Raw genomic sequence first — 25898 nt, 5'->3', positions numbered from 1 at the left:
AAATAGGTTCAGGGATTCCAGTGGAGGAAGTTGCGATAGAGCTGCAGCCCGTGGTCCGCACTCTTCTCCGGGTGGAACTGGGTTGCAAAAATGTTATCGCGTGCGATGGCTGCGGTAAAGCTCGCGCCATATTCCGCCTCGCCCACGCTGTGTTTGGGGTCGGTCGGGCGGGCGTAGAAGCTGTGCACGAAGTAGAAGTAGCTCTGGTCTGGCACCCCCGCCCACACGGCATGCGGCTGGGCCTGGCGCACCTGGTTCCAGCCCATCTGCGGCACCTTGAAGCGGCTGCCGTCGGGCTGCAGGCGGCCAGCCAGGTCGAACTTGACGACCTCGCCCGGAATGAGGCCCAGGCCATCGGTGGGGCCCTCGTCGCTGCGCGACAGCATCATCTGCATGCCCACGCACACACCGAACAGCGGCTTGCTCGCCGCGGCTTCGAGCACCGACTCCTGCAGGCCGGAGTCGCGCAGCTCGCGCATGCAGTCGGGCATAGCGCCCTGCCCCGGCAGCACCACGCGGGTCGCCTTGCGGACCACGTCGGGGTCGGAGGTGACGAACACCTCCACGCCGACCTGGTCGGCCGCATGGCGCACGGCCTGCGACACGGAGTGCAGGTTGCCCATGCCGTAGTCGACCACGGCAACGGTATTTGCTACAGATTTCATAGCTGATGGGCGAACGCGTTCAGAGCGAGCCCTTCGTCGAGGGAATGACGCCGACGGAACGCGGGTCGAGTTCGAGCGCGCCGCGCATGGCGCGCGCGAAGGCCTTGAACACCGTCTCGCACTGGTGGTGCGCATTGACGCCCTTGAGGTTGTCGATGTGCAGCGTGACGAAGGCGTGGTTCACGAAGCCCTGGAAGAACTCGTAGGTGAGCTGGCTGTCGAAGGTGCCGATCATGCCGCTGGTGAACGGCACGTGCATCACGAGGCCGGGACGGCCCGAGAAGTCGATGACCACGCGGCTCAGCGCCTCGTCGAGCGGCACGTAGGCGTGACCGTAGCGGCGGATGCCCTTCTTGTCGCCGATGGCCTTGGCCACGGCCTGGCCCAGCGTGATGCCGACGTCTTCCACCGTGTGATGACCGTCGATGTGCAGGTCGCCCTGGCAGTCGATGTCGAGGTCGATCAGCCCGTGGCGGGCGATCTGGTCGAGCATGTGGTCGAAGAAGCCGATACCGGTAGCAAGTTTGGCCTTGCCGGTGCCGTCGAGGTTGACGCTGACGGTGATCTTCGTCTCGGCGGTGTTGCGGGTGACCGTCGCGGTGCGATCGGCGCTGCCCGGGTTGGTGGGGGTGGTCATAGTGAGGCTTCGAGTGCCGCGAGCATCCGCGCATTCTCGTCGGCCGTTCCGACGGTGAGGCGCAGGCAGTTTGCGAGCAGTTCGTGCATTTTAGAAACGTTCTTGATCAGAACGCCGTGTGCCTTCATGCCCTCGAAGGTCTTGGCGGCATCGGGCACGCGCAGAAGAATCATGTTGGCGTCGCTGGGCCAGGTCTTCACGCCGGGCAGGCGGCCGAGCCCCATCATCAGGCGTTCGCGCTCCTCGCGGATCTGCCGGGCCTGCGCCTCGAACACCTCGGCGTGCTCCAGCGCGAACAGCGCGCACTCGCAGTTGAGCACGCTGATGTTGTAGGGCGGGCGAACCTTGTCGACCTCGGCGACCAGCGCGGCCGGCCCCATGAGGTAGCCCAAGCGGATGCCGGCCAGGCCGAACTTGCTGAGCGTGCGCATCAGCAGCACGTGGCCGTGCTTCGCGAGCCGGTCGATATAGCTGCGGGCGGCAAAGGGCTGGTAGGCCTCGTCGATCACCACCAGGCCGCCCTGCGCGCCCTGGGCTTCGACGATCTTCTCGACGACGGCGTCGTCCCAGAGGTTGGCGGTCGGGTTGTTCGGATACGCGAGGTAGACGATGGCGGGCTTCTCGCTCGCAATGGCGGACAGCATGGCGGCTTCGTCGAGTTCGAAGTCGGCCGTGAGCGGCACGCCGACGAACTTCAGGCCCTGCAGCTTCGCGCTCATGGCGTACATGACGAAGCCGGGCACGGGCGCCAGCACGGCGGCGCCGGGCAGGTCGCAGGCAATGGCCAGCAGCGAAATCAGCTCGTCCGAGCCGTTGCCCAGCATCAGCCTGAAGCCCTCGGGCATCTGCGCGTGCGCGGCCAACGCGCGCTGAAGGTCGGCGCCGCGCTCGCCCGGGTAGCGGTTGAGCGCCAGCGCACCGAGGCGCGCGCCGAGTTCGGCCTGCAGCGCGGGCGGCAGGCCGAAGGGGTTTTCCATGGCGTCGAGCTTGACGAAGCCGCGCGCGTCCTGCACCGCGTAGGCATGCATGGACCGCACGTCGTTGCGGATGCGGTCGAGCGGCGGGCGGGCGGATTGGGGAGCAGCGGTCATCGGGTGCAGCGGTAGCTGTTTCGGAGGGCGCCGGCCATGACCAGTTGCACTGGCATGTCGGCTTCGTAACTGTCGGCGTTGCGGGTCAGCTCGGTCTGGTAGAGCGAACGCGCCATGGAGGGTTCGAGGCGGCGGCCCTCGACGCAGAACACGGGCTTCTGCCCGTTGCGCTGCGACGATTCGACACCTTCGCGCAGGCCTTCGAGCACACCGACCAGGTAGTAGCTGGCGTAGGCCTTGCCGTCTTTCTCGCTGGCTTCGAGCGTGCGCAGTTCGCGGATGCTCATGGCCTGCGCGCCGGTGGCGGCCGCCAGCGCGAGCAGCAGGAAGGCGGCGGCACGCTTCATCGGCATCACTTGCGGTAGCGCGGCGGCGGCGCGTAGGCGCCGTCGGCCGGGAAGGCGCTGGGCTGCGACGGGGTGGCGTCGCGGCGCTGGCGGCGCGGTGCGTCGCGCTCTTCGAGTTCGAACAGCGCAGCGCCGATCACGCCGATGTTGCGCACGTCGCCCGCTTCGGTGTTCGCTGCGTAGGCACGGCCGGGCGCGGAAAAGCGGAAGGCCGCGACCTCGTTCTCGCTCTTGCGAAAGCCTTCGATGGTGAGCGCCTGCAGCGGGCGCAGCACATAGCCGCCGTTGCGCAGGCTGCCGGGCTTGCCGTTGAGCACGTCGAGACCGTCGACCGTGGCGATCACCTCGTAGCTGCGCTCGCTGAGGTTGCGAAAGCGCAGCGTGTAGCGCGAGCCCTGCACGCCGGCGAGGCGGAACATGTCTTCGCCGCCACTGCCCCGGCGGGCGCGCTGCAGCGGCAGCGGGCGGCTGTCTTCGCCGAGCACCGACCATTCGACGTCGCCGTCGGCCAGCATCAGGCTCAGGCGGCTCTCAGGATTGCTGCCCACGGAGCGGCGCACGGCAGAGGCCTCGTTGTAGCCCAGCGAGGCCACGTCGTCCGGCTGGTCGGACAGGCGCTTGGTGATGACCGTGCGGGTCTTCGATTCGAGGCCCTCGCCCCACTGCGTGCCGAGTTGCGGGGCAGGCGCTGCCGGCGCGGCGCTGGGCGTAGCGCTGACGGCAGCCGACGTGCGCGGCGCCTGCGGCATCTGGCTGCAGGCGGCCAGCAGTGCGGCGCCCGCAACGAGGCCCGTGGCGAATCGAAAAAGACGCGAATGACGGAGACGATCGATCATCTTGCTTGCTCCTCCCGGTGATCGGTTGTTTGAGCTCAGATCTTACGCAGCCGCATGCGGGCAGCTTCGGCGTGCGCCTGCAGGCCCTCGCCTTCGGCCAGCGTGACGGCGATCGGGCCCAGCACCTGGGCGCCCGCCTCGCTGACCTCGATCAGGCTGGAGCGCTTCTGGAAGTCGTACACGCCCAGCGGGCTGGAAAAGCGCGCCGTGCCGCTGGTGGGCAGCACGTGGTTCGGGCCGGCGCAGTAGTCGCCCAGGCTTTCGCTGGTGAAGGCGCCCAGGAAGATCGCGCCGGCGTGGCGCAGCAGCGGCTCCCAGCGGTTCGGTTCGCTGCTGCTGACTTCCAGATGCTCGGGGGCGATGCGATTGCTGATCTCGCAGGCCTCTTCCATGCTCTTCGTGTGAATCAGCGCGCCGCGGCCGTTGAGCGAGGCGGCGATGATTTCTGCGCGCGGCATGGCCGGCAGCAGGCGATCGATCTCGGCCTGCACGCGGTCGATGTAGGCGGCGTCGGGGCACAGCAGGATGCTCTGGGCCAGCTCGTCGTGCTCGGCCTGGCTGAACAGGTCCATGGCCACCCACTCGGGCGGCGTGGTGCCGTCGGCCAGCACCAAAATTTCGCTCGGGCCGGCGATCATGTCGATGCCCACGGTGCCGAACACGCGGCGCTTGGCGGCCGCCACGTAGGCATTGCCGGGGCCGGTGATCTTGTCGACGGCAGGGATGGTGGCGGTGCCGTAGGCCAGCGCTGCCACGGCCTGCGCGCCGCCGATGGTGAAGCCGCGCGTCACGCCGGCCACGTAGGCGGCGGCGAGCACGAGCTGGTTCTTTTCGCCCTTCGGCGTCGGCACCACCATGATGATTTCGCCGACACCCGCGACGTGCGCGGGAATGGCGTTCATCAGCACGCTCGACGGGTACGCGGCCTTGCCGCCCGGCACGTAGATGCCGACGCGATCGAGCGGCGTGACCTTCTGGCCGAGCAGCGTGCCGTCTGCATCGCGGTAGCTCCAGCTTTCGCCGCTGGCCTTCTTTTGGGCCTCGTGGTAGCTGCGCACGCGGCGCGCGGCGGCTTCGAGCGCGTCGCGCTGAGCGGCGGGCAGAGCCTCGAAGGCGGCCTTGAGTTCGGCTTGCGTCAGCTCAAGCTCGGGCAGCGCCTTGGCATCGAGCCTGTCGAAGCGATTCGTGTATTCGAGCACCGCGTCGTCACCGCGCTTCTGCACGTCGGCGAGGATGTCGGCCACAACCTTCTCGATGGCCGCGTCGTCGTCCGCGGACCAATGCAGCCGCGCCTTGAATTCAGCGTCGAAGCTGGCTGAAGTCGTGGACAGACGGGCGGGGGCTGCTTTCAGAGTCATGTGCTTGAGGTTCAGGCGGTGGGAATGGCTGACGCAAACGCGTCGACGATGCGGCGGATGGGCTCGCGCTTGAGCTTGAGCGCGGCCTGGTTCACCACGAGGCGCGCGCTGATGTCCATGATGCGCTCCACCTCGACGAGGTGGTTGGCCTTGAGCGTGTTGCCGGTCGAGACCAGGTCGACGATGGCGTCGGCCAGGCCTGTGAGCGGTGCCAGCTCCATGCTGCCGTAGAGCTTGATCAGGTCGACGTGCACGCCCTTGCTGGCGAAGAAGTCGCGCGCAAGGCCGACGTACTTGGTGGCCACGCGCAGGCGCGAGCCCTGCTTCACGGCCGAGGCGTAGTCGTAGTCGGCGCGCACGGCCACGCTCAGGCGGCAGGCCGCGATGCGCAGATCGAGCGGCTGGTACAGGCCCTGGTTGCCGTGCTCGAGCAGCACGTCGAGGCCGGTCACGCCGAGGTCGGCGCCGCCGTACTGCACGTAGGTGGGCACGTCGGAGGCGCGCACCAGCACCACGCGCACGTCGGGGCGGGTGGTTTCGAGAATCAGCTTGCGCGACTTCTCGGGGTCTTCGGTGACCTCGATGCCGGCGGCGGCCAGCAGGGGCATCGTCTCTTCGAAGATGCGGCCTTTGGAGAGGGCTAGCGTGATCATGCGGCGGCAGCTCCGGTCAGTCGTTCGATGTCGGCGCCCAGGCCGCGCAGCTTGGACTCCATGCGGTCGTAGCCCCGGTCGAGGTGGTAGATGCGATCGACCAGCGTCTCGCCCTCGGCCACGAGGCCGGCGATGACCAGACTGGCCGAGGCGCGCAGGTCGGTGGCCATCACGGTAGCGCCCGAGAGCTGCTGCACGCCCTCGACCATCGCCACCTTGCCCTCGACGTGGATGCGTGCGCCCAGGCGCACCATCTCGTTCACGTGCATGAAGCGGTTCTCGAAGATGGTTTCCGTGACCATCGAGGCGCCACGCGCGATCACGTTCAGGGCCATGAACTGGGCCTGCATGTCGGTCGGGAAGCCCGGGTACTCGGTGGTGCTGAAGCTCTGCGCCTTCAGGTGTTCGTAGGCGGGGCCCCTGGAGCTGATGCGCACGCCGTCTTTTTCGGAGGCGACGGTGCAGCCCGCGTCGCGCAGCTTGTCGATCACGGCGTCGAGGTGGTCGCCGCGCGCGTGGCGCAGGAAGGCCTCGCCGCCCGTGGCAGCTACGGCGCACAGGAAAGTGCCGGCCTCGATGCGGTCGGCCACCACGGCGTGCTCGCAGCCGTGCAGCTTCTCGACGCCCTGGATGCGGATGTGGCTGGTGCCGTGGCCTTCGATCTTCGCTCCCATGCGGATCAGCATTTCGGCGAGGTCGACGATCTCGGGCTCCTGCGCGGCGTTTTCGAGCAGCGTTTCGCCCTCGGCCAGCGCGGCTGCCATAAGGAAATTCTCGGTGCCGGTGACGGTGACCATGTCGGTCAGGATGCGCGCGCCCTTCAGGCGGGTGCGGCCTTCGGGCAGGCGCGCGACCATGTAGCCGTGCTCGACCACGATCTCTGCGCCCATGGCTTGCAGGCCCTTGATGTGCTGGTCGACCGGCCGCGAGCCGATGGCGCAGCCGCCGGGCAGCGACACCCTGGCATGGCCGAAGCGCGCCAGCAGCGGGCCCAGGGCCAGCACGGAGGCGCGCATGGTCTTGACCAGCTCGTAGGGCGCCTCGGGGTTGCCGAGGTCGCCGGCATTCAGGCGGACCGTGCCGTTGTCGTTGCGCTCGGCCGTCACGCCCATGTTGCGCACCAGCTTGAGCATGGTCGACACGTCCTGCAGGCGCGGCACGTTGTGCAGCGTCACGGGCTGGTCGGTCAGCAGCGCCGCGCACAGCTCGGGCAGCGCGGCGTTCTTGGCGCCGGAAATGAGTACTTCGCCGCGGAGCTCTCGCCCGCCGCGAATCAGAAGTTTGTCCATCGAAGTTCCAGCGAAGTCAGGAGGCCACGAGGGGCCGGGAGTTATTTTTCCACTGCCGCCCATTCGGCCGGCGTGTAGGTCTTCATCGAAAGCGCGTGCACCTCGTCGGTGTGCATTTTCGCACCGAGGGTGGCGTAGACCCGCTGATGGCGCTGGATCGAGCGCTTGCCCTCGAATTCGGCCGAGACGATGGTGGCGTACCAATGTCGGCCATCGCCCTCGAGCGTGATGTGCTCGCACGGGAGATGGGACTGGATCAGGGCCTGGAGTTGTTCGGCGGTCATGGGGTGTGGGAAGAGGCTTTGTTCAGCCCCGGATTTTGTAGCCGATGCGAAGCAGGTGGACGGCAATCGCGCTCACCACCAGCCAGGCGGTGCCGACGATGCCCAAGCTCAGCCAGGGCGAGGCGTCGCTCACGCCGAAGAAGCCGTAGCGGAAGCCGTCGATCATGTAGAAGAACGGGTTCAGGTGGCTCACGCTTTGCCAGAACGGCGGCAGCGAGCCGATCGAATAGAACACGCCCGACAGGAAGGTCATGGGCATGATCAGGAAGTTCTGGAACACCGCCATCTGGTCGAACTTCTCGGCCCAGAGACCGGCGATGAGGCCAAGTGTTCCCAGCATGGCCGAGCCCAGCAGCGCGAACACGATGATCCAGACCGGCGCAACGAAACTCGGCTGCGCGAACAGCACCGTGACGACGAACACGCCCAGCCCCACGGCCAGCCCGCGGATGACGGACGAGCCCACATAGGCGAAGAACCAACCCCAGTGCGACAGCGGCGTGAGCAGCACGAAGACCAGGTTGCCCATGATCTTGCTCTGGATGATCGACGACGAGCTGTTGGCAAAGGCGTTCTGCAGCACGCTCATCATCACGAGGCCAGGCACCAGGAAGGCCGTGTAGCCGATCGTGCCGTAGACCTTCACGTGGTCTTCGAGCACATGGCCGAACACCATCAGGTACAGCAGTGCGGTGAGCACCGGCGCCCCCACGGTCTGGAAGCCGACCTTCCAGAAGCGCAGCGTCTCCTTGTAGAGCAGCGCGCGCCAACCGGTCACGGCCATCATCGCGCCACCTCCAGCGGGGTTTGCTCGCCGGCCATCAGGTCGATGAACACGTCTTCCAGGTCGGCCTTGCGCATTTCCACGTCTTCCACCGCGACGCCGGCTTCGCGGATCGCGGCCAGCAGTTGTTCGACTTCATGGGCGTTCTGCGCCGGCAGCTGCACGATGCGCCCGGTGATGCGCGCATGCTGTGCAATGGCCCAGGGCAGCATGGCGTCGGTCTTGAAGCGCAGCACGTTGCTCGCGGCCGATTTCAGCAGTTCGCTGGTGCGGTCGAGTGCGATCACGCGGCCCTGCTTGAGCATCGCGATGCGGCTGCACAGCGCCTCGGCCTCTTCGAGGTAGTGGGTGGTGAGCAGCACGGTGCTGCCCTGCTTGTTGAGCCGGGCGACGAACTGCCAGAGCGTCTGGCGCAGTTCGACGTCGACACCGGCAGTGGGCTCGTCGAGCACGATCACCGGCGGCTTGTGCACCAGCGCCTGTGCCACCAGCACCCGGCGCTTCATGCCGCCCGAGAGCTGGCGCATGTTGGCCGTGGCCTTGTCGGCGAGGCCCAGGCTTTGCAGCAGCTCGTCGATCCAGGCCTCGTTGTTCTTGATGCCGAAGTAGCCCGACTGGATGCGCAGCGATTCGCGCACGTTGAAGAAGGGGTCGAACACCAGCTCCTGCGGCACGATGCCGAGCTGGCGGCGCGCCTGTGCAAAGTCGCGCTGCACGTCGAAGCCGTGGACGCTGATGGCGCCGGCCGTGGGCCGCGACAGGCCCGCGAGCATGCTGATCAGGGTGGTCTTGCCCGCGCCGTTCGGGCCGAGCAGGCCGAAGAACTCGCCCGGTTCGATCTGGAAGCTGACCTCGTCGACGGCCTTGAGCCCTGGCTTGCCCTGGGCTTTTTGCTGTCTGGAGGGGGGGTAGGTCTTGGAGACCGATTGAAATGAAATCGCGGGCATGGGAGCCCGCGATTTTAAGGGGCCGTTACTTTTTCAGGGCGCGGCGGGCAAAAGGCCCGCAATGCCATACAGCGCCGCGAGTTCGCGCAAGCGAGGCGACAGGCCCTTGACGGAGAAGCCGCGGCCCAGTGCGCTCGACTCGCGCCGGCATTCGAGCAGCACGGCCAGCGCCGAAGAATCGAACTGGGCCAGCGCAGTCGCGTCGACCACGGTGGACGACGAGTCGGCCTGGCCTTTCAGCCCCTGCTGCAGCATGCGCATGCAGGCGGGGGCCTCGTCATGGGTGAGTCGGGTGGGCAGGACCAGCATCGCGTGCGCCCGGTCAGCCCTTGCCGTTGCCCTTGTTGCGCGCGGCCAGCGCGGCGATCAGGCCGTCGATGCCGCTCTTGTTGATTTCCTGCGCGAACTGGGTGCGGTAGGTGTCGACCAGCCACACGCCCAGCACATTCAGGTTGTAGACCTTCCAGCCGGCGCCCTGGCCGGGGGTCTTTTCAAGGCGGTAGTCGAGCTGCACCGGATCACCGCGGCCTTGGACCTCGGTGCGCACCAGCACGTCCTTGTCGTCAGGCGAGCCGCGGAACGGGCGGATGGTGACGGTCTGGTCGGTCACCTGGTCGAGGGCGCCGGCATAGGTGCGCACCAGCAGGGCCTTGAACTCGTCCTGCAGGCGTTTTTGCTGTTCGGGCGTTGCAGTGCGCCAGGCCGGGCCGACTGCCGAGGCCGTCATGCGCTGGAAGTTGACGTTGGGCATGATCTTGCTGTCGACCAGCAGCATGATCTTGTTGACGTCGCCCGACTTGATGGACGAGTCGGCCTTGATCGTTTCGAGCACGTCGGTCGAAAGGCGCTTGACGAGCGCATCAGGCGCTTCATCGGCGGCACGGGCGGGCTGGACGAAGGCGACAGCCGCACCGAACAGCAGGGCGCCGGCCAGCACCAGGCGGCCGAGATCGCGACGTTGCAAGGTCTTGTTGTTCATGAAGAGTCCCTCATTCAAGTTTGAAAATCTGCAGGCACCCGAAAAAACCGGGTGCTGAGACAGGAACGGATTCGAGCCCCCTGGGGCCGACCGGGTTCCTGTCCGGGAGGTGAAGCCTTGCAACCGGATGCAAGCAGCGCCCCCTCCTCTTGCGGCTTACTTGTCGCTGCCACCACCGTCACTGCCACCGCCGTCGTCCGGCGGGTTGCCGTCGTAGACCTGGCTGCGGCGGCGCTGCAGGAACGCATCGCGCGTGAACGAATACTTGTCGAGCGCCGCATCGCCGAGCAGGCGGCTTGCGCGCAGGTATTGCGAGCGCGTGTCGACGATGCGCAGCACCGTCAGCGAATTGCGCCAGGGGATGTCTTCCACATGGCCCAGCGGGTCGCCGTACATGTCGAGCGGCTTGGCCGCGGTGTCGCGCAGTGTCGAGGAGCCCAGCAGCGGCAGCACGACGTACGGGCCCGGGCCCACGCCCCAGTAGCCCAGCGTCTGGCCGAAGTCTTCCTCGTGGCGGGGAATGCCGGCCTCGGTCGCAACGTCCAGCAGGCCGCCGAGCCCGAAGAAGGTGTTGACGTTCAGGCGCATGAATGTCTCGGCGCTGTTCTGCAGCTTGAGCTGGGCCACGTTGTTGGCCAGGCTCCAGACATCGCCGATGTTGCCGAAGAAGTTGTTCACGCCGGTGCGCACCATCGAAGGCAGCGCCTTCTGGTAGGCCGTGGCCACGGGAACGAGCACTGCGTCGTCAACGGTGTCGTTGAAGCGCGAGACCCCGCGGTTGAACGGCTCGAGAGGGTCGGCCGGATTGGCGTTGGGTCCGGTGGCGCAACCGGCCACCAGTGCAAAAAAAGCTGCTGCGCCCACCCAACGGGCGCGAATTGCTACGTTATTCATAGCAGAAGACAAAAAAGATCGTGTTTTCATTTCTTGTTGGCTGTTCCAGGCGTCGAATTGCCTTCGGCTGCCTTGCTGTACAGAAACTGGCTGATCAGGTTTTCAAGCACCACGGCCGATTGGGTCGAGGTGATGGTGTCGCCGGCCTGCAAGTTCTTGTCCTCGGCGCCCGCCTCGATCCCGATGTACTGCTCGCCGAGCAGGCCACTGGTCAGGATCTTGAGCGAACTGTCCTTGGGAAAACTGTAGCGGTTTTGCAAAGCCAGCGTGACGTCGGCCTGAAAGGACTTGTCGTTGAAGGAGATGGACTCCACGCGGCCGACCACAACCCCCGCGCTCTTCACAGCGGTTTGCGGCTTGAGCCCGCCGATGTTGTCGAAGCGCGCGGTCACCGAATAGGTCTTCTGGAAATTCAGGCTCAGCAGGTTGGCCGACTGCAGCGCGAGAAACAGCAGCGCCGCCGCGCCGATCAGGACGAACAGGCCGACCCAGATGTCGTTGTTGGAACGTTGCATGGTTTGACTCTCTGTCTAGAACGATGGAGGCCGAGCCTCTTTAGATACTGAACATCATGGCGGTGAGCAGGAAGTCCAGCCCCAGCACCGCCAGCGATGCCGACACCACGGTTCGCGTGGTCGCACGCGACACGCCTTCGGGCGTGGGCTGGGCTTCATAGCCCTGCAGCAGCGCGATGAAGGTCACGGTGAAGCCGAAGACGATGCTCTTGATGACGCCGTTGCCGACGTCGCGCCACACGTCGACGCCGCCCTGCATCTGGCCCCAGAACGCGCCCGGGTCCACGCCCAGCATCAGCACGCCCACCACGTAGCCGCCCATGATGCCGACCGCGCTGAACACCGCCGCCAGCAGCGGCATGGTGATGACGCCGGCCCAGAAGCGCGGCGCGAGGATGCGCTGCACCGGGTCGACCGCCATCATCTCCATGGCGCTCAGCTGCTCGTCAGCCTTCATGAGACCGATCTCCGCGGTGAGCGACGTCCCCGCGCGCCCGGTGAACAGCAAGGCCGCCACCACGGGCCCGAGCTCGCGCACCAGGCTCAGCGTGACCAGCAGACCGAGCGCTTCGGAAGAGCCGTAGCGCTGCAGCGCGTAGTACATCTGCAGCCCGAGCACGAAGCCCACGAACAGCCCCGACACGCCGATGATCGCGAGCGAGTAATTGCCCAAAAAATGGATCTGGTCACGCACCAGCCCGAAGCGGCGCATGATCTGCGCGCCCGGGCCGACCAGGCGCATGAACAGCTTCGCGCCATAGCCCAGGTTGGCCAGATGGCGGCGCACGCCGAAGCCGACGTCGGCAGGCTTCCACCAGCTCATGAGCGCCCTCCTTCGACATTGCCGAAGTCGTCCTCGATGCTGACGCCCGGGTAATGGAAGCGCACAGGCCCGTCGGGCAGCGCATTGACGAACTGATGGACCAGCGGATCGGCGCTGTGGCGCACTTCGTCGGGCGTGCCCTGCGCGGCGATGCCGCCGTTGGCCAGGATGATCACGTGGTCGGCGATGCGGAAGGTTTCTTCGAGATCGTGCGACACGATGATGCTGGTGAGCCCCAGCGTGTCGTTGAGCTGGCGGATCAGGCGCGCGGCGGTGCCGAGCGAGATCGGATCGAGCCCCGCGAAAGGTTCGTCGTACATCACGAGGTCGGGGTCGAGCGCAATTGCGCGCGCCAGCGCCACGCGCCGCGCCATGCCGCCCGACACCTCGCTGGGCATCAGGTCGCGGGCACCGCGCAGGCCGACGGCGTCCAGCTTCATGAGCACCACGTCGCGTACCAGCGCTTCGGAGAGTTGTGTGTGCTCGCGCAGCGGAAACGCCACGTTGTCGAACACGGTCATGTCGGTGAACAGCGCGCCGAACTGAAAGAGCATGCCCATGCGGCGCCGCGCCGCGTAGAGCGCGGTTGCATCGAACTTGCCGACATCGTGGCCGTCGAAGAGCACCTCGCCACGCTGTGCCTTCTGCTGCCCGCCGATAAGGCGCAGCACGGTGGTCTTGCCACCGCCCGATGCCCCCATCAGGGCCGTTACCTTGCCTCGCGGCACGGAGAACGAAACGCCGTCGAGGATGGCGCGTGCACCATAGCCGAACGTGACGTCGCGGAACTCTACGAAGGGATGTGGCAGTGGTGCGGCTGGGTCCATCTCAATAAAAAAGCCGGGGCGCTTTTTCAAGCATCCCGGCATGCGGTTTGACGCGGATGATAACGGGGCCGTGACCGGCCCCGCGAAATTGAAACAAAATTCAGCGCGGCAGGTCGCTGAACCCCATCAGGAACTCATCCACCGAGCGCGCAGCCTGACGGCCTTCACGAATGGCCCACACCACCAGCGACTGTCCGCGGCGGATGTCGCCGGCGGCAAAAACCTTCGGAATGTTGGTGACATAGCCGCCGATGAAGTCGACCGTGGCCTTGGCGTTGCCGCGGGCATCCTTCTCCACGCCGAAGGCGTCGAGCACGGTGGCCACGGGGCTGATGAAGCCCATCGCGAGCAGCACCAGGTCGGCCTTGAGGATCTGCTCGCTGCCGGCCACTTCCTGCATCTTGCCGTCCTTCCATTCGACGCGAACGGTCTTCAGGCCGGTGACCTTGCCCTTTTCGCCGATGAATTCCTTGGTGGAGATCGCGAACTCGCGCTCGCAGCCCTCTTCATGGCTGGAGCTGGTGCGCAGCTTGATCGGCCAGTACGGCCAGGTCAGCGGGCGGTTTTCTTCCTCGGGCGGCTGGGGCATCAGCTCGAACTGCGTGACGCTGACCGCGCCATGGCGGTTGCTGGTGCCCACGCAGTCGGAGCCGGTGTCGCCACCGCCGATGACGATCACGTGCTTGCCGTCGGCGCGCAACTGGCCCTTGACCTTGTCGCCCGCGTTGACGCGGTTCTGCTGCGGCAGGAACTCCATCGCGAAATGGATGCCGTCGAGGTCGCGGCCGGGCACCGGCAGGTCGCGCGATTGCTCTGCACCGCCCGTGAGCAGCACGGCATCGAATTCTTTTTGCAGTTGCTCAGGCGTGACGGTTTCCTTGGCCAGGTTCGTGACCTTGGAGCCCTTGCCCAGCGGGTCCTTCGCGGCGCCGACCATCACGCCGGTGCGGAAGGTCACGCCTTCGGCCTTCATCTGCTCGACGCGGCGATCGATGTGCGACTTCTCCATCTTGAAGTCGGGAATGCCGTAGCGCAGCAGGCCGCCGATGCGGTCGTTCTTCTCGAACAGCGTCACGTCGTGGCCGGCGCGCGCGAGTTGCTGCGCAGCCGCCATGCCGGCCGGACCCGAACCTACCACCGCCACCTTCTTGCCGGTCTTGTGCTTGGCGACGCGCGGCGCCACCCAGCCTTCGTCCCAGGCGCGGTCGATGATCGCGTGCTCCAGCGACTTGATGCCGACCGCGTCGTCGTTCACGTTGAGCACGCAGGCCGCCTCGCAGGGCGCGGGGCAGATGCGGCCGGTGAACTCGGGGAAGTTGTTGGTCGAGTCGAGCACCGCGAAGGCGTTTTGCCAGTCGTTGCGGTACACGAGGTCGTTGAAGTCCGGAATGATGTTGTTGACCGGGCAGCCGCTGTTGCAGAACGGCGTGCCGCAGTCCATGCAGCGCGCGCCCTGCACCTTGGCCTGTTCGGTGTTCAGGCCGACGACGAATTCCTTGTAGTGCTTGACGCGCTCTTCGATGGGCTTGTAGCCCTCTTCGACACGCTCATGCTCCATGAAGCCGGTGATCTTTCCCATCGTGATTCCTTTACACCCCCGTTGCTTGCTCACTGCGTGTAGCCGCCTCCCCCCTCAAGGGGGCAACACCAGCGGCCCGGCAAAGCCGGTTCCGCGGTGTTCCCCGAAGGGGCTGTGACTCTTTCACGCGCTGCATGCCGTACAGGGATTCATTCTGTTTTGGTTGATCTTCAAGCTGCGGCCGGGGCCGTTTGCGGTGCGGGAGCCAGCGCGTGCGGCTCGAGGCCGATGTGCGCGTTGTTGCCGCTGCTGGTGAGTTCGACCTTGCGGTCGTGCAGCTCGGCCAGCGCGCGCTTGTATTCGTTCGGGAACACCTTCACGAACTTCGTGCGCGACACGGCCCAGTTGTCGAGCAGCTCGCGTGCGCGCTTGCTGCCGGTCCAGCGGTGGTGCTCTTCGAGCAGCTTCTTCAGCTGCGCTTCGTCGGTGACGCCGCCGTGCCAGATCTTGCGATGCACGCTCGCGGTCTGCTCGGCCGAGGTCAGCACCTTGTCGAGCGACACCATCGAAAGGTTGCAGCGCGTGGCGAACTGGCCGTCTTCGTCGTAGACGAAAGCAACGCCGCCGCTCATGCCGGCCGCGAAGTTGCGGCCCGTCTTGCCGAGCACGGCCACCGTGCCGCCGGTCATGTATTCGCAACCGTGGTCGCCGGTGCCTTCGATGACCGCCGTGGCGCCCGACAGGCGCACAGCGAAGCGCTCGCCGGCCACGCCGCACAGGTAGGCCTCGCCGGTGGTCGCGCCGTACAGCGCGGTGTTGCCGACGATGGTGTTGCGCACCGCTTCGCCGCGGAAGTCGAGGCTGGGGCGCACCACCACGCGGCCGCCCGAAAGGCCCTTGCCGGTGTAGTCGTTGGCGTCGCCGATCAGGTACAGCGTGATGCCGCGCGCCAGGAAGGCGCCGAACGACTGCCCACCCGTGCCTTCGAGCTGGATGCGGATCGAGTCATCGGGCAGGCCCTGCGGATGCACCTTGGTCAGCGCGCCCGAGAGCATTGCGCCCACCGAGCGGTTGACGTTGCGCGCCACCTCGATGAACTGCACCTTCTCGCCCTTGTCGATGGCGGGACGCGACTTCTCGATGAGCTTCACGTCCAGTGCCTTGTCGAGGCCGTGGTCCTGGTTCTCGACATGGAAGCGCGGCACGTCGGCCGGCACGTTCGGCAGTGCGAACAGGCGGCTGAAGTCCAGGCCCGAAGCCTTCCAGTGCTCGATGCCCTTGCGCATGTCGAGCAGGTCGGCGCGGCCGATCAGGTCGTCGAACTTGCGGATGCCGAGCTGGGCCATGATCTGGCGCACTTCCTCGGCAACGAAGAAGAAGTAGTTGACGACGTGCTCGGGCTTGCCCGAGAACTTCTTGCGCAGCACCGGGTCTTGCGTGGCCACGCCCACCGGGCAGGTGTTCAGGTGGCACTTGCGCATCATGATGCAGCCCTCGACCACCAGCGGCGCGGTCGCAAAGCCGAACTCGTCGGCGCCCAGCAGCGCGCCGATGGCGACGTCGCGGCCGGTCTTCATCTGGCCGTCGGCCTGCACGCGGATGCGGCTGCGCAGGCGGTTGAGCACCAGCGTCTGCTGCGTTTCGGCCAGGCCGATTTCCCACGGGCTGCCAGCGTGCTTGATCGACGACCAGGGCGAAGCGCCCGTGCCGCCGTCATGGCCGGCGATCACGACGTGGTCGCTCTTGCACTTGGCCACGCCGGCTGCGATGGTGCCGACGCCGATCTCGCTCACCAGCTTCACGCTGATGCTGGCGTGCGGCGCGGTGTTCTTCAGGTCGTGAATGAGCTGCGCCAGGTCTTCGATCGAGTAGATGTCGTGGTGCGGCGGCGGCGAAATGAGGCCCACACCCGGCACGGCATAGCGCTGCTTGCCGATGTACTCGGTGACCTTGCCGCCCGGGAGCTGGCCGCCCTCGCCCGGCTTGGCGCCCTGCGCCATCTTGATCTGGATCTGGTCGGCCGAATGCAGGTACTCGGCCGTGACGCCGAAGCGGCCCGATGCCACCTGCTTGATGCGCGAACGCAGCGAGTCGCCGTCCTTCAGCGGCAGGTCGACCTCGACGTTTTCGGCGCCGATCACGCTCTTGAGCGTGTCGCCCAGCTTGATCGGGATGCCCTTGAGCTCATTGCGGTAGCGTGCGGGGTCTTCGCCGCCTTCGCCGGTGTTGCTCTTGCCGCCGATGCGGTTCATGGCAATGGCGAGCGTGGAGTGCGCCTCGGTGCTGATCGAGCCGAGCGACATCGCGCCGGTAGCGAAGCGCTTGACGATGTCAGCGGCCGACTCGACTTCGTCCACCGGAATGGCCTTGGCCGGATCGATCTTGAACTCGAACAGGCCGCGCAGCGTGAGGTGGCGGCGGTTCTGGTCGTTGATGAGCTGCGCGTATTCCTTGTACGTGTTCCAGTTGTTGGAGCGCGTGCTGTGCTGCAGCTTGGCGATGGCGTCGGGCGTCCACATGTGCTCTTCGCCGCGCGTGCGCCAGGCGTATTCGCCGCCGGCGTCGAGCATGTTGGAGAGCACCGGGTCGTCGCCGAAAGCGGCCTTGTGCATGCGGATGGCTTCTTCGGCGATCTCGAAGACGCCGATGCCTTCCACGCGGCTGGCGGTGCCGGTGAAGTACTTGTTCACCGTCTCGCTGTTCAGGCCGATGGCTTCGAACAGCTGCGCGCCGCAGTAGCTCATGTAGGTGCTGACACCCATCTTCGACATGATCTTCGACAGACCCTTGCCGATGGCCTTCACGTAGTTGTAGACCGCCTTGTCGGCGCTCAGGTCGCCCGGCAGGTCTGCGTGCATGGCCGCCAGCGTTTCCATGGCGAGATAGGGGTGCACGGCTTCGGCGCCGTAGCCCGCCAACACGCCGAAGTGATGCACTTCGCGCGCCGAGCCGGTTTCGACGACGAGGCCGGCGGTGGTGCGCAGGCCTTCGCGAACGAGGTACTGGTGCACGGCCGACAGGGCCAGCACGGCCGGGATGGCCACTTGCGTCGGGCTCACGCCGCGGTCGCTCACGATCAGGATGTTGTGGCCGCCCTTGATGGCGTCCACCGCTTCGGCGCACAGCGAGGCCAGCTTGGCTTCGACGCCTTCGTCACCCCAGGCGAGCGGGTAGGTGATGTCGAGCGCATAGCTCTTGAACTTGCCCTGCGTGTACTTGCCGATGTCGCGCAGCTTCGCCATGTCGGCGAAGTCGAGGATCGGCTGGCTCACTTCGAGCCGCATCGGTGGGTTGACCTGGTTGATGTCCAGCAGGTTGGGCTTGGGGCCGATGAAGGACACCAGCGACATCACGATGGCTTCGCGGATCGGGTCGATCGGCGGGTTCGTCACCTGCGCGAACAGCTGCTTGAAGTAGTTGTACAGCGGCTTGTTCTTGCTCGAGAGCACGGCCAGCGGGCTGTCGTTGCCCATGGAGCCGATGCCTTCTTCGCCAGCCTGCGCCATCGGGCTCATCAGGAACTTGATGTCTTCCTGGGTGTAGCCGAAGGCCTGCTGACGATCGAGCAGCGCGACTTGCGAGAGCGGCGCGGAGACCGGCTCGGCCTTCACGCTGTCGAGCTTGATGCGCAGGTTCTCGATCCACTGCTTGTAGGGCTTGCTGTTGGCAAGGGTGGCCTTGACCTCCTCGTCGTCGATCATGCGGCCCTGCTCCAGGTCGATGAGGAACATCTTGCCGGGCTGCAGGCGCCACTTGCGCACGATCTTCTGCTCGGGCACGGGCAGCACGCCGGACTCAGAGGCCATGATGACCAGGTCGTCGTCGGTCACGCAGTAGCGCGACGGGCGCAGGCCGTTGCGGTCGAGCGTGGCGCCGATCTGGCGGCCGTCGGTGAAGACGATGGAGGCCGGGCCGTCCCACGGCTCGAGCATGGCAGCGTGGTACTCATAGAACGCGCGGCGGCGCGGGTCCATGGTGGCGTGCTGCTCCCAGGGCTCGGGAATCATCATCATCACGGCCTGGCTGATGGGGTAGCCGGCCATCGTCAGCAGCTCGAGGCAGTTGTCGAAGGTGGCGGTGTCGGACTGGCCGGCGAAGCTGATGGGGTAGAGCTTCTGCAGGTCGGCGCCCAGAACCGGCGACGACATCACGCCTTCGCGGGCCTTCATCCAGTTGTAGTTGCCCTTGACCGTGTTGATTTCGCCGTTGTGGGCGACGTAGCGGTACGGGTGGGCCAGCGGCCACTCGGGGAAGGTGTTGGTCGAGAAGCGCTGGTGCACCAGGCCCAGGGCCGAGACGCAGCGCTTGTCCTGCAGGTCGAGGTAGTAGGTACCGACCTGGTCGGCCAGCAGCAGGCCCTTGTAGACCACGGTGCGGCTCGACATGCTGGGAACGTAGTATTCCTTGCTGTGCTTGAGCTTCAGGCGCTGGATGTTGGCGCTGGCGGTCTTGCGGATCACGTAGAGCTTGCGCTCCAACGCATCCTGCACGATCACGTCGTTGCCGCGGCCGATGAAGACCTGGCGCAGCAGCGGCTCCTTTTCGCGCACGGTGGGCGACATGGGCATGTCGCGGTTGACCGGCACATCGCGCCAGCCGAGCAGCACCTGGCCTTCGGCCTTGATGGCGCGTTCCATCTCTTGTTCGCAGGCTTCGCGCGAGGCGTGTTCCTTCGGCAGGAAGATCATGCCGACGCCGTACTCGCCCGGCGGGGGCAGCGTGACGCCCTGCTTCGCCATTTCTTCGCGGTACAGGTGGTCGGGCAGCTGGATCAGGATGCCGGCGCCGTCGCCCATCAGCTTGTCAGCGCCCACTGCGCCGCGATGGTCGAGGTTTTCGAGGATCTTCAAGCCCTGCAGCACGATGGCATGGCTTTTTTCGCCCTTGATGTGTGCAACGAAGCCGACGCCGCAGGCATCGTGCTCGTCGGCACCGGAATACAGACCGTGTTCTTGGAGATGTTGAATCTCGGCAGCCGTCGTCATGGGCGCGCTCCTTCAGTTTTCGCAGGGAAAGGGAGCATATTGCGATGCACAAAGAATGCCAAACACTTTAATAGGGGTCAGATTCTTATTAAATGTTGAGTTTTCTGCTCGGAATTAAATTAGGGACATATCAAAAACAGGAGCAAAAAGACCAGGCAGCACAATAGATTGGTGCTGCTTTTCAGCTCAGGATGAGGTGTTCGAAGGCGGCCGGCCGGCCTTGGCTTTGACCACGCGGCGGTCGGTGGACTTCTGCAGGCCATCGAGAAAATCGTCGTCACCGGCAGCCCAGCCGCGCAAGGTGGCTTCGGTCAGCGCGCTCTGGTCGGCCGCGCGTACCCCGCCGCGCACCAACTCGACATACGCAGCCTCCCGCGCGAACGGCGTGTTGCCGAGCTCCCAATACAGCGGATGGGGCGTCAGCAGCCGGTCATGCCGCAAGCCGGCGTAGTGACCGTGGCTGGACCATGGGAAGTCGCGCGCATCGGCCACCATGCCCGCTCGCACCGGGTTGAGGTCTATGTAGGCCATGCAGGTCAGCAGGTAGCGGTCGGTCTGGATCAACGTCGACCGGTAGCGCCCCTCCCACAGCGTGCCGCTGCGGCCGTGGCGGTCGTTGAAGTAGCGCACGTAGCTGCGGCCTACCGATTGCATGAACTGCGGCAGGCCGGTGGTGCTGTTGGGCGTGGCCAGCAGATGAAAGTGGTTGTCCATCAGCACATAGGCATGCAGCGCGATACCGAAGCGCGTGGCGTTTTCGGCCAGCAGCGCGAGCAGCTTCTCGTGATCCGCGCGGTCCATGAAGATCGGCTGGCGGTTGTTGCCGCGCTGGATCACGTGGTGCGGCATGTCGGCCAGCGTGAGGCGGGGAAGACGGGCCATGGGGTCTGCAGACGCGAGTTGCGCGCCGGCGCTCAGGCGAGACGGAAGCGCGTGTCGCCCAGCGTGTCGAGCCCGAACTGCGCCAGCAACTCGCGCAGCCGCGTCGCCGCACTCGCCTTGCGCTGGCCGGTGTAGCGCGCCAGGATCAGTTCGTTCTTCATGCTGTGCTCCCAGCCGACCAGTTCGGTCACGGTGACGCTGTAGCCGTTGGCTTCGAGATACAGGCAGCGAAGCACGTTGGTGAGCTGGCTGCCGATTTCGCGCGTGTGCAGCGGATGGCGCCACAGCTCGGCCAGCGGCGTGCGCGAAAGCGCCAGCGCCTTGGTTTCACGCAGGCAGGCGGCCACTTCGGCCTGGCAGCAGGGCACGAGCACCATGCAGCGCGCCTTCTTGGCGAGGCCGAAGGCGATGGCATCGTCGGTGGCGGTGTCGCAGGCGTGCAGCGCGGTGACCACGTCGATCTGCTCCGGCAGCTCGCTTGCCTGCGCCGATTCGGCCACGGTGAGATTCAGGAACGACATGCGGTCGAAGCCCAGCCGCTGCGCCAGTGCGCGTGAGCGCTCGACCAGTTCGCCACGCGTCTCGATGCCGTAGACATGGCCGCTGCTGCCCTGCCGTGCCCGGAAGAACAGGTCGTAGATGATGAAGCCGAGGTACGACTTGCCCGCGCCATGGTCGGCCAGCGTGGCGCCTGCGCCCTCTTCCGGCAGCTCGCGCAGCAGTTGCTCGATGAACTGGAACAAGTGGTAGACCTGCTTGAGCTTGCGCCGCGAGTCCTGGTTGAGGCGCCCCTCGCGGGTGAGGATGTGCAGTTCCTTGAGCAGCTCGACGGACTGGCCAGGGCGCAGGGCATCGGCCAGTTCGGCATCAGCCTTGGCGGCCTTGTTCGTCTTCGTCACCGGTTTCGATGCGGCTTTGGTGTTCATGGCCTGGCACTCCCGGGGCCGACGTCGAGAGCTAACCAGCCATCGGACCCCAGCGCTTCGAGCGTGTCGATGTTGCGCTCGAAGATGGCCTCCGCCTCGGGGAACGCCTGGACCGCGCGGCTCACGCTGTCCTCGCGCAGCAGGTGCAGCGTGGGGTATGGCGCGCGGTTGGTGGCGTTGCCGAGGTCGTCGGCTTCGGTGCCGGCGAACTGGAACTGCGGATGAAAGCTCGCCAGCTGGAACACGCCGTCGAAACCGGCGCGCGCAAGCCGGCGTTCGGCACGCGCCGTGAAATCGTTGAAGTCCAGGAAATCGGCCAAGGTATTCGGTGCAATCAGAAGTGTGGTGTCGCGCACGGCGGCGTCGAGCGCTGCGAGGTCTTTGGCTTCGGCCAGCAGCGCGTCCATCAGGTCGGCCGCTTCGGCGGGTTCGTACACGGCGTAGTGGATCTGTGCCTTCACGTGCACGGCCTTTGCGAACGGGCACAGGTTGAGGCCGATCACCGCGCGTTCGAGCCAGCGCCGCGTGTCGGCTTCGGCCTGGGCGGCTGCAATTGTCGTCGGATGGGTCATGCCATCTCCGCCGCAGGGCGAATCCGCCCCAGTCGCCGCGCGATCGCCATGCCGGCCAACGAACAGGCCAGCGTGGCCATCCAGGTCCAGTGCCAGCCGCCAACGCGGTGGGCCAGCCACGCCACCGCAGGCGGAGCCAGGAACTGGCCAAGCGACGATGCCTGCTGCATGAGGCCGACGGTCGTCGACACGGTGGTGGGCCCGGGTGCCAGCCGCACCCCCAGCAGGAACAGCGTGGCCGGCACCATGCCACCGCCCAGCGAGAAGGCGCAGACGGCGATGTAGCGCAGCGCGGGTGGCAGGCCCAAGGCGTCGGCGCCCTGCCCTGTTTGCGCGAAGGCGGCCACGCCGCCCAGCGCCATCGTCAGGAAACCGAGTTGCAGCAGGCGTTCGGGCGCCACGCCGCGCTGCAGCCAGCGGCCACCCGCGATGTTGCCGACGATATTCATGGCGGCTGCGAGCGCGGTGAGCACCGCGTTCCAGGCAGCCGGCACGCCCGCACCCGCATAGATGGCGGGCAGGAAGCCGATGACAGCCATCCACTGCGACGAGTACACGGCGAACGTCAGCGCAACCAGCCAGGGGGCGCGCGCACCGACGGTGGCGCGCAGGCGCGATGACCAGCCTTCGCTGGGCTGGCCTGCCGCCGCCTGGCGGGTGCGATCACCAGGCACGACCGTCCACACCCAGAGCGCAGCACCAGCCGACACGACCGACAGCGCCCACCACCAGCCCGTCCAACCGCCCCAGGCGATCAGGGCGGGCCCAAGCAGCAGCGCAAGGGCCACGCCGAGCGGCATGTAGGCGCCCCAGAGGCCCAGCGCTGCCTTGTCCGCGCCCGGCGGGGTCAAGGCGCGGATCAACCCCGGTCCCGGCATGACCGCCAGCAGGAAGCCGATGCCTTCGATGCCGCGCAGCAGAAGCAGCCATTGCACAGCATGCACACCACCGTCCGCGCTGGTGCCGACCAGGCCACCCAGCAGGCTCGCGACCGTCAGCACGAACAGCCCCGTCAGCATGCTGCGGCGCAGGCCGATGGTGTCTGCCGCAAGCCCGACCAGCAGCCCCAGGGTCATGCTCGCGACCTGAACCAGTGACAACAGGAATCCCGCCTCGACCAGGCCGATGCCGAGCGATGCCTGCAGCGCCGGCACGGCAGGCGGCAGCTTGCCCAGATGCAAGGCCCCGCTGACGCCGCCCAGCAGAACGGCGAAGGCCGCGGCGGGAACGCGCGGACGTGCTGCGACGGAACTCACGCGATCCCCCGGCGGCCGGTGAGCCGCTCGTGCTCGCGCACAGCGAAACGGTCCGTCATGCCGGCGATGTAGTCGGCCACGGCTCGGTGCCTGTCGCCGCGCTCGGCGAAGGAAGTTGGCATTTCGGCACCGCGCTCGAGATAGGCCTCGAACAGCTCCCGCACCACGTCACGCGCCTGATCGGTGGTCTGGGTGACCTGCGGGTGCCGATAGAGGTTGTGGAAGAGAAAACGCTTGAGGTCTTCCGACTGGGCCTGCATGGTGCCGCTGAACGCGACGACAGGCGGGGCCTTGCGCACCGCGTCGGCATCGACCGGCGCGAGGGCTTCGAGCGCCGCGCGCGTCGCGTCGATCACGTCGTAGACCTGCGCGCTCAGCATGCGCCGGATGGTTTCGTAGAGCACGCGCCGGCCCTGCAACTGCGGATGCTCGGCAAGCGCCTCACGGCGATGGCGCTCGAACAGCTCGACCTCGGACAGTTGCTCGACGCTGATGAGCCCCGAGCGCACGCCGTCGTCGATGTCGTGGGCGTTATAGGCGATGGCGTCGGCGAGGTTGCACAGCTGCGCCTCCAGCCCCGGCTGCGTACGGTCGAGAAACCGCCGGGCCACGCCGTTGGGCTCGGCCGCCTCCAGACGCTCCGCATTCGCGCGGGAGCAGTGCTTGAGGATGCCCTCGCGGGTCTCGAAGCTGAGATTCAGTCCGTCGTACTGCGGATAGCGGTGCTCCAGCGCATCGACCACGCGCAGGCTCTGCAGGTTGTGCTCGAAGCCGCCGTGCCCGGCCATGCAGTCGTTGAGCGCGTCCTGGCCTGCGTGTCCGAAGGGCGTGTGGCCCAGGTCGTGCGCCAGGGCTATCGCCTCGACCAGGTCCTCGTTGATCCGCAGGGCCCGGGCGATCGAACGGCCCAGTTGGGCGACTTCCAGCGAGTGCGTGAGCCGGGTGCGGAACAGGTCGCCCTCGTGGTTCAGGAACACCTGTGTCTTGTAGACCAGCCGGCGAAAGGCCGTGGAATGCACGATGCGGTCGCGGTCGCGCTGGAAGGCATCGCGCGTGGGCGCGGGCGGCTCGGCATGCCGACGGCCGCGCGACTGCGCGGGCAGGCAGGCATAGGCCGCGAGGCTCATCCCGCGCAGCACTGCGCGAGCACTTCGCGCACCAGCGCGTCGGGCGCGCTGCGGACCACGGCGGAGCCGGGTCGGTCGATCACCACGAAGCGGATCTCGCCGGCTTCCGATTTCTTGTCGACGCGCATCAGCTCCAGATAGCGCTCGGCTCCCAGCGCGGGGCCGACGATCGGCAGGCCGGCGCGCTCGATCAGGCGCGTGAGCCGCTCGACGAAGGCAGCATCGACGCCGCCGAGCCGCTGCGACAGGTGCGCTGCCATGACCATGCCGCAGCCGACGGCCTCGCCGTGCAGCCATTCGCCATAGCCGAGGCCCGATTCGATCGCGTGGCCGAAGGTGTGGCCGAAATTGAGGATCGCGCGCAGGCCGGTTTCGCGCTCGTCCTGGCCGACCACCAGCGCCTTGATCTCGCAGCTGCGCTTGACGGCGTAGGCCAGCGCGGCCGGGTCTCTTGCGACGAGGGCCTCGATGTTCGCCTCGATCCAGTCGAAGAACGCCATGTCGTGGATCGGGCCGTACTTGATGACTTCGGCCAGGCCGGCACTCAGTTCGCGCGGGGGGAGCGTCTGCAGCGTGGACAGATCGCACACGACGAGCTGCGGCTGGTAGAACGCGCCGATCATGTTCTTGCCAAGCGGGTGGTTGATGGCCGTCTTGCCGCCGACCGAGGAATCGACCTGCGCCAGCAGCGTGGTCGGCACCTGCACAAACGGCACGCCGCGCATGTAGCTGGCGGCGGCGAAGCCGGTCATGTCGCCCACCACGCCACCACCCAGGGCGAACAGCACGGTCTTGCGGTCACTGCCATGGCCCAGCAGGTCATCGAAGATCAGGTTCAGGGTCTGCAGGTTCTTGTAGACCTCGCCGTCGGGCAACTCGAGCAAGTGCACGGTACGGAAACGGCCCGCCAGGGAGGCCTGCAGCGCCTTGGCGTAAAGCGGCGCCACTGTGGTGTTGCTGACGATCAGGGCCGTGGCCGCGGCGGGCGTGACGGCAAAGCTCTTGGGGTCGTCCAGCAGGCCGGTACCGATCAGGATCGGGTAGCTGCGGTCGCCGAGTTGGATGTCGACGCGTTCTGGCGAAGCGGAAAGTACGGGCAAGGACATGGGCAGCGAGTTTAGGCGCTGCGGCCCAGACAGGCTCAGGCGGGGGGCTCTTCGGGATGGGCGCCCGGCTCGACGACACCTGCCAATTCGAGCTGCATCACGATGATGTTCACCAGCATGGCGATCGACGGGCGGCCTGTATCGACCACGTCGTGGGCCGTTTCCCGGTAGAACGGGTCGCGCGCATCGTGCAGCTCGCGCAGCCGGCCCAGCGGGTCGGCCACCTGCAGCAGGGGCCGCTTGACGTCGTGGCGCAGGCGCCGGAACAGGTCTTCAGGGGAGGAGCGCAGGTAGATCACGTGGAAGTGATCGCGCAACTGGGTGCGGTTGGCCTCCCGCAGCACCGCGCCGCCTCCGGTCGCCAGCACGCCCTGGGCATTGGCGGCCAGGTCGGCGATCACGGTTTGTTCGAGATCCCGAAAGGCTACTTCGCCCTCGCGCTCGAAGTAATCGCGGATCGAGCAGCCTATGCGCTGCTCGATCACGTGATCGGTGTCGATGAACGGAAGGTCCAGCCGCATCCCCAGGCGCCGGCCCACTGCGGATTTTCCGGCGCCGGGCAAGCCGACGAGTGCGACCGCCACGCGGTGGCTGCT

At 66.7% G+C, this 25898-nt stretch carries 26 protein-coding genes; all 26 read right to left on the bottom strand.

The features are described from left to right. Positions 1 to 8: 8 nt before the first annotated feature. Positions 9 to 665 (bottom strand): imidazole glycerol phosphate synthase subunit HisH, encoded by a 657-nt coding sequence (gene hisH, locus BLV60_RS01175; protein WP_093048622.1) that lies wholly within the window; start codon positions 663 to 665, stop codon positions 9 to 11. Positions 666 to 684: 19 nt separating this feature from the next. Next, positions 685 to 1302 carry an imidazoleglycerol-phosphate dehydratase HisB gene (gene hisB, locus BLV60_RS01170; RefSeq protein WP_093048619.1) on the bottom strand — a complete coding sequence of 206 codons (618 nt, stop codon included), beginning with the start codon at positions 1300 to 1302 and terminating at the stop codon, positions 685 to 687. After that, a complete protein-coding gene (gene hisC, locus BLV60_RS01165; protein ID WP_093048616.1) occupies positions 1299 to 2393 on the bottom strand; it encodes a histidinol-phosphate transaminase in 1095 nt (364 codons plus the stop codon). The genes hisB and hisC overlap by 4 nt, the downstream gene beginning before the upstream one ends. Continuing rightward, positions 2390 to 2740 (bottom strand): hypothetical protein, encoded by a 351-nt coding sequence (locus tag BLV60_RS01160; protein ID WP_256216704.1) that lies wholly within the window; start codon positions 2738 to 2740, stop codon positions 2390 to 2392. Before BLV60_RS01160 ends, hisC begins: the two co-directional genes overlap by 4 nt. A 5-nt stretch (positions 2741 to 2745) precedes the next feature. Further along, complete coding sequence (locus BLV60_RS01155) at positions 2746 to 3576, bottom strand: hypothetical protein (RefSeq protein ID WP_093048610.1); 831 nt, start codon at positions 3574 to 3576, stop codon at positions 2746 to 2748. A 35-nt stretch (positions 3577 to 3611) separates the two neighbouring features. Continuing rightward, on the bottom strand, positions 3612 to 4934 hold the full coding sequence (gene hisD / locus BLV60_RS01150; RefSeq protein ID WP_093048607.1) for a histidinol dehydrogenase: 1323 nt from the start codon (positions 4932 to 4934) through the stop codon (positions 3612 to 3614). A gap of 11 nt (positions 4935 to 4945) precedes the next feature. After that, positions 4946 to 5587, bottom strand: coding sequence for an ATP phosphoribosyltransferase (gene hisG, locus BLV60_RS01145; RefSeq protein ID WP_093048604.1), 642 nt, complete (start codon positions 5585 to 5587; stop codon positions 4946 to 4948). Then, positions 5584 to 6876: a UDP-N-acetylglucosamine 1-carboxyvinyltransferase gene (murA, locus tag BLV60_RS01140; RefSeq protein WP_093048601.1), complete on the bottom strand. Its 1293-nt coding sequence runs from the start codon at positions 6874 to 6876 to the stop codon at positions 5584 to 5586. The genes hisG and murA overlap by 4 nt, the downstream gene beginning before the upstream one ends. A 41-nt stretch (positions 6877 to 6917) precedes the next feature. Beyond that, positions 6918 to 7160 (bottom strand): BolA family protein, encoded by a 243-nt coding sequence (locus BLV60_RS01135; RefSeq protein WP_093048598.1) that lies wholly within the window; start codon positions 7158 to 7160, stop codon positions 6918 to 6920. A gap of 22 nt (positions 7161 to 7182) precedes the next feature. Next, complete coding sequence (locus BLV60_RS01130) at positions 7183 to 7938, bottom strand: ABC transporter permease (protein ID WP_093050307.1); 756 nt, start codon at positions 7936 to 7938, stop codon at positions 7183 to 7185. Positions 7939 to 7943: 5 nt separating this feature from the next. Next, a complete protein-coding gene (locus tag BLV60_RS01125) occupies positions 7944 to 8891 on the bottom strand; it encodes an ABC transporter ATP-binding protein (RefSeq protein WP_093048586.1) in 948 nt (315 codons plus the stop codon). Positions 8892 to 8924: 33 nt separating this feature from the next. Then, positions 8925 to 9200: an STAS domain-containing protein gene (locus BLV60_RS01120; RefSeq protein WP_093048583.1), complete on the bottom strand. Its 276-nt coding sequence runs from the start codon at positions 9198 to 9200 to the stop codon at positions 8925 to 8927. Positions 9201 to 9213: 13 nt separating this feature from the next. Beyond that, positions 9214 to 9870, bottom strand: coding sequence for an MlaC/ttg2D family ABC transporter substrate-binding protein (locus BLV60_RS01115; RefSeq protein WP_093048580.1), 657 nt, complete (start codon positions 9868 to 9870; stop codon positions 9214 to 9216). Positions 9871 to 10026: 156 nt separating this feature from the next. Next, on the bottom strand, positions 10027 to 10764 hold the full coding sequence (locus tag BLV60_RS01110; RefSeq protein ID WP_176928689.1) for an MlaA family lipoprotein: 738 nt from the start codon (positions 10762 to 10764) through the stop codon (positions 10027 to 10029). Between the two features lie 26 nt (positions 10765 to 10790). Continuing rightward, positions 10791 to 11279 (bottom strand): outer membrane lipid asymmetry maintenance protein MlaD, encoded by a 489-nt coding sequence (gene mlaD / locus BLV60_RS01105; protein WP_093048574.1) that lies wholly within the window; start codon positions 11277 to 11279, stop codon positions 10791 to 10793. Positions 11280 to 11319: 40 nt separating this feature from the next. Beyond that, positions 11320 to 12102 (bottom strand): lipid asymmetry maintenance ABC transporter permease subunit MlaE, encoded by a 783-nt coding sequence (gene mlaE / locus BLV60_RS01100; RefSeq protein WP_093048571.1) that lies wholly within the window; start codon positions 12100 to 12102, stop codon positions 11320 to 11322. Continuing rightward, positions 12099 to 12929: an ABC transporter ATP-binding protein gene (locus BLV60_RS01095; RefSeq protein WP_256328784.1), complete on the bottom strand. Its 831-nt coding sequence runs from the start codon at positions 12927 to 12929 to the stop codon at positions 12099 to 12101. The genes mlaE and BLV60_RS01095 overlap by 4 nt, the downstream gene beginning before the upstream one ends. Before the next feature lie 100 nt (positions 12930 to 13029). Continuing rightward, positions 13030 to 14508, bottom strand: a complete 1479-nt coding sequence (locus BLV60_RS01090) for a glutamate synthase subunit beta (RefSeq protein WP_093048566.1) — start codon at positions 14506 to 14508, stop codon at positions 13030 to 13032. A 170-nt stretch (positions 14509 to 14678) separates the two neighbouring features. Continuing rightward, a complete protein-coding gene (locus tag BLV60_RS01085) occupies positions 14679 to 19433 on the bottom strand; it encodes a glutamate synthase-related protein (protein ID WP_093048563.1) in 4755 nt (1584 codons plus the stop codon). Between the two features lie 186 nt (positions 19434 to 19619). Then, positions 19620 to 20315: a transposase gene (locus BLV60_RS01080; RefSeq protein WP_093048561.1), complete on the bottom strand. Its 696-nt coding sequence runs from the start codon at positions 20313 to 20315 to the stop codon at positions 19620 to 19622. A 32-nt stretch (positions 20316 to 20347) separates the two neighbouring features. Further along, on the bottom strand, positions 20348 to 21241 hold the full coding sequence (locus BLV60_RS01075) for a class I SAM-dependent methyltransferase (protein ID WP_093048558.1): 894 nt from the start codon (positions 21239 to 21241) through the stop codon (positions 20348 to 20350). Next, positions 21238 to 21813, bottom strand: coding sequence for a DUF1415 domain-containing protein (locus BLV60_RS01070; protein WP_093048555.1), 576 nt, complete (start codon positions 21811 to 21813; stop codon positions 21238 to 21240). Before BLV60_RS01070 ends, BLV60_RS01075 begins: the two co-directional genes overlap by 4 nt. After that, the gene (locus BLV60_RS01065) at positions 21810 to 23069 is read right to left on the bottom strand and encodes an MFS transporter (RefSeq protein ID WP_093048552.1); all 1260 of its coding nucleotides are present in this window, start codon (positions 23067 to 23069) and stop codon (positions 21810 to 21812) included. The genes BLV60_RS01070 and BLV60_RS01065 overlap by 4 nt, the downstream gene beginning before the upstream one ends. Further along, positions 23066 to 24196 carry a deoxyguanosinetriphosphate triphosphohydrolase gene (locus BLV60_RS01060; RefSeq protein WP_093048550.1) on the bottom strand — a complete coding sequence of 377 codons (1131 nt, stop codon included), beginning with the start codon at positions 24194 to 24196 and terminating at the stop codon, positions 23066 to 23068. Before BLV60_RS01060 ends, BLV60_RS01065 begins: the two co-directional genes overlap by 4 nt. Then, complete coding sequence (aroB, locus tag BLV60_RS01055; protein WP_176928688.1) at positions 24193 to 25302, bottom strand: 3-dehydroquinate synthase; 1110 nt, start codon at positions 25300 to 25302, stop codon at positions 24193 to 24195. The genes BLV60_RS01060 and aroB overlap by 4 nt, the downstream gene beginning before the upstream one ends. 35 nt (positions 25303 to 25337) lie before the next feature. After that, positions 25338 to 25886, bottom strand: a complete 549-nt coding sequence (locus BLV60_RS01050; protein ID WP_093048548.1) for a shikimate kinase — start codon at positions 25884 to 25886, stop codon at positions 25338 to 25340. Positions 25887 to 25898: the final 12 nt, after the last annotated feature.

Origin of the sequence: Variovorax sp. YR634 (assembly GCF_900106655.1) — a bacterium.
Lineage (GTDB): Bacteria > Pseudomonadota > Gammaproteobacteria > Burkholderiales > Burkholderiaceae_C > Variovorax.
Note: the sequence above shows the minus strand (reverse complement) of the source record. Positions and strands in the feature narration are given on the sequence as shown.

Bases quoted from the DNA above. Each gene is read 5' to 3' on its own strand.
- hisH (WP_093048622.1), bottom strand. From the start codon at position 665: ATGAAATCTGTAGCAAATACCGTTGCCGTGGTCGACTACGGCATGGGC.
- hisB (WP_093048619.1), bottom strand. From the start codon at position 1,302: ATGACCACCCCCACCAACCCGGGCAGCGCCGATCGCACCGCGACGGTC.
- hisC (WP_093048616.1), bottom strand. From the start codon at position 2,393: ATGACCGCTGCTCCCCAATCCGCCCGCCCGCCGCTCGACCGCATCCGC.
- BLV60_RS01160 (WP_256216704.1), bottom strand. From the start codon at position 2,740: ATGAAGCGTGCCGCCGCCTTCCTGCTGCTCGCGCTGGCGGCCGCCACC.
- BLV60_RS01155 (WP_093048610.1), bottom strand. From the start codon at position 3,576: ATGATCGATCGTCTCCGTCATTCGCGTCTTTTTCGATTCGCCACGGGC.
- hisD (WP_093048607.1), bottom strand. From the start codon at position 4,934: ATGACTCTGAAAGCAGCCCCCGCCCGTCTGTCCACGACTTCAGCCAGC.
- hisG (WP_093048604.1), bottom strand. From the start codon at position 5,587: ATGATCACGCTAGCCCTCTCCAAAGGCCGCATCTTCGAAGAGACGATG.
- murA (WP_093048601.1), bottom strand. From the start codon at position 6,876: ATGGACAAACTTCTGATTCGCGGCGGGCGAGAGCTCCGCGGCGAAGTA.
- BLV60_RS01135 (WP_093048598.1), bottom strand. From the start codon at position 7,160: ATGACCGCCGAACAACTCCAGGCCCTGATCCAGTCCCATCTCCCGTGC.
- BLV60_RS01125 (WP_093048586.1), bottom strand. From the start codon at position 8,891: ATGCCCGCGATTTCATTTCAATCGGTCTCCAAGACCTACCCCCCCTCC.
- BLV60_RS01120 (WP_093048583.1), bottom strand. From the start codon at position 9,200: ATGCTGGTCCTGCCCACCCGACTCACCCATGACGAGGCCCCCGCCTGC.
- BLV60_RS01115 (WP_093048580.1), bottom strand. From the start codon at position 9,870: ATGAACAACAAGACCTTGCAACGTCGCGATCTCGGCCGCCTGGTGCTG.
- BLV60_RS01110 (WP_176928689.1), bottom strand. From the start codon at position 10,764: ATGAATAACGTAGCAATTCGCGCCCGTTGGGTGGGCGCAGCAGCTTTT.
- mlaD (WP_093048574.1), bottom strand. From the start codon at position 11,279: ATGCAACGTTCCAACAACGACATCTGGGTCGGCCTGTTCGTCCTGATC.
- mlaE (WP_093048571.1), bottom strand. From the start codon at position 12,102: ATGAGCTGGTGGAAGCCTGCCGACGTCGGCTTCGGCGTGCGCCGCCAT.
- BLV60_RS01095 (WP_256328784.1), bottom strand. From the start codon at position 12,929: ATGGACCCAGCCGCACCACTGCCACATCCCTTCGTAGAGTTCCGCGAC.
- BLV60_RS01090 (WP_093048566.1), bottom strand. From the start codon at position 14,508: ATGGGAAAGATCACCGGCTTCATGGAGCATGAGCGTGTCGAAGAGGGC.
- BLV60_RS01085 (WP_093048563.1), bottom strand. From the start codon at position 19,433: ATGACGACGGCTGCCGAGATTCAACATCTCCAAGAACACGGTCTGTAT.
- BLV60_RS01080 (WP_093048561.1), bottom strand. From the start codon at position 20,315: ATGGCCCGTCTTCCCCGCCTCACGCTGGCCGACATGCCGCACCACGTG.
- BLV60_RS01075 (WP_093048558.1), bottom strand. From the start codon at position 21,241: ATGAACACCAAAGCCGCATCGAAACCGGTGACGAAGACGAACAAGGCC.
- BLV60_RS01070 (WP_093048555.1), bottom strand. From the start codon at position 21,813: ATGACCCATCCGACGACAATTGCAGCCGCCCAGGCCGAAGCCGACACG.
- BLV60_RS01060 (WP_093048550.1), bottom strand. From the start codon at position 24,196: ATGAGCCTCGCGGCCTATGCCTGCCTGCCCGCGCAGTCGCGCGGCCGT.
- aroB (WP_176928688.1), bottom strand. From the start codon at position 25,302: ATGTCCTTGCCCGTACTTTCCGCTTCGCCAGAACGCGTCGACATCCAA.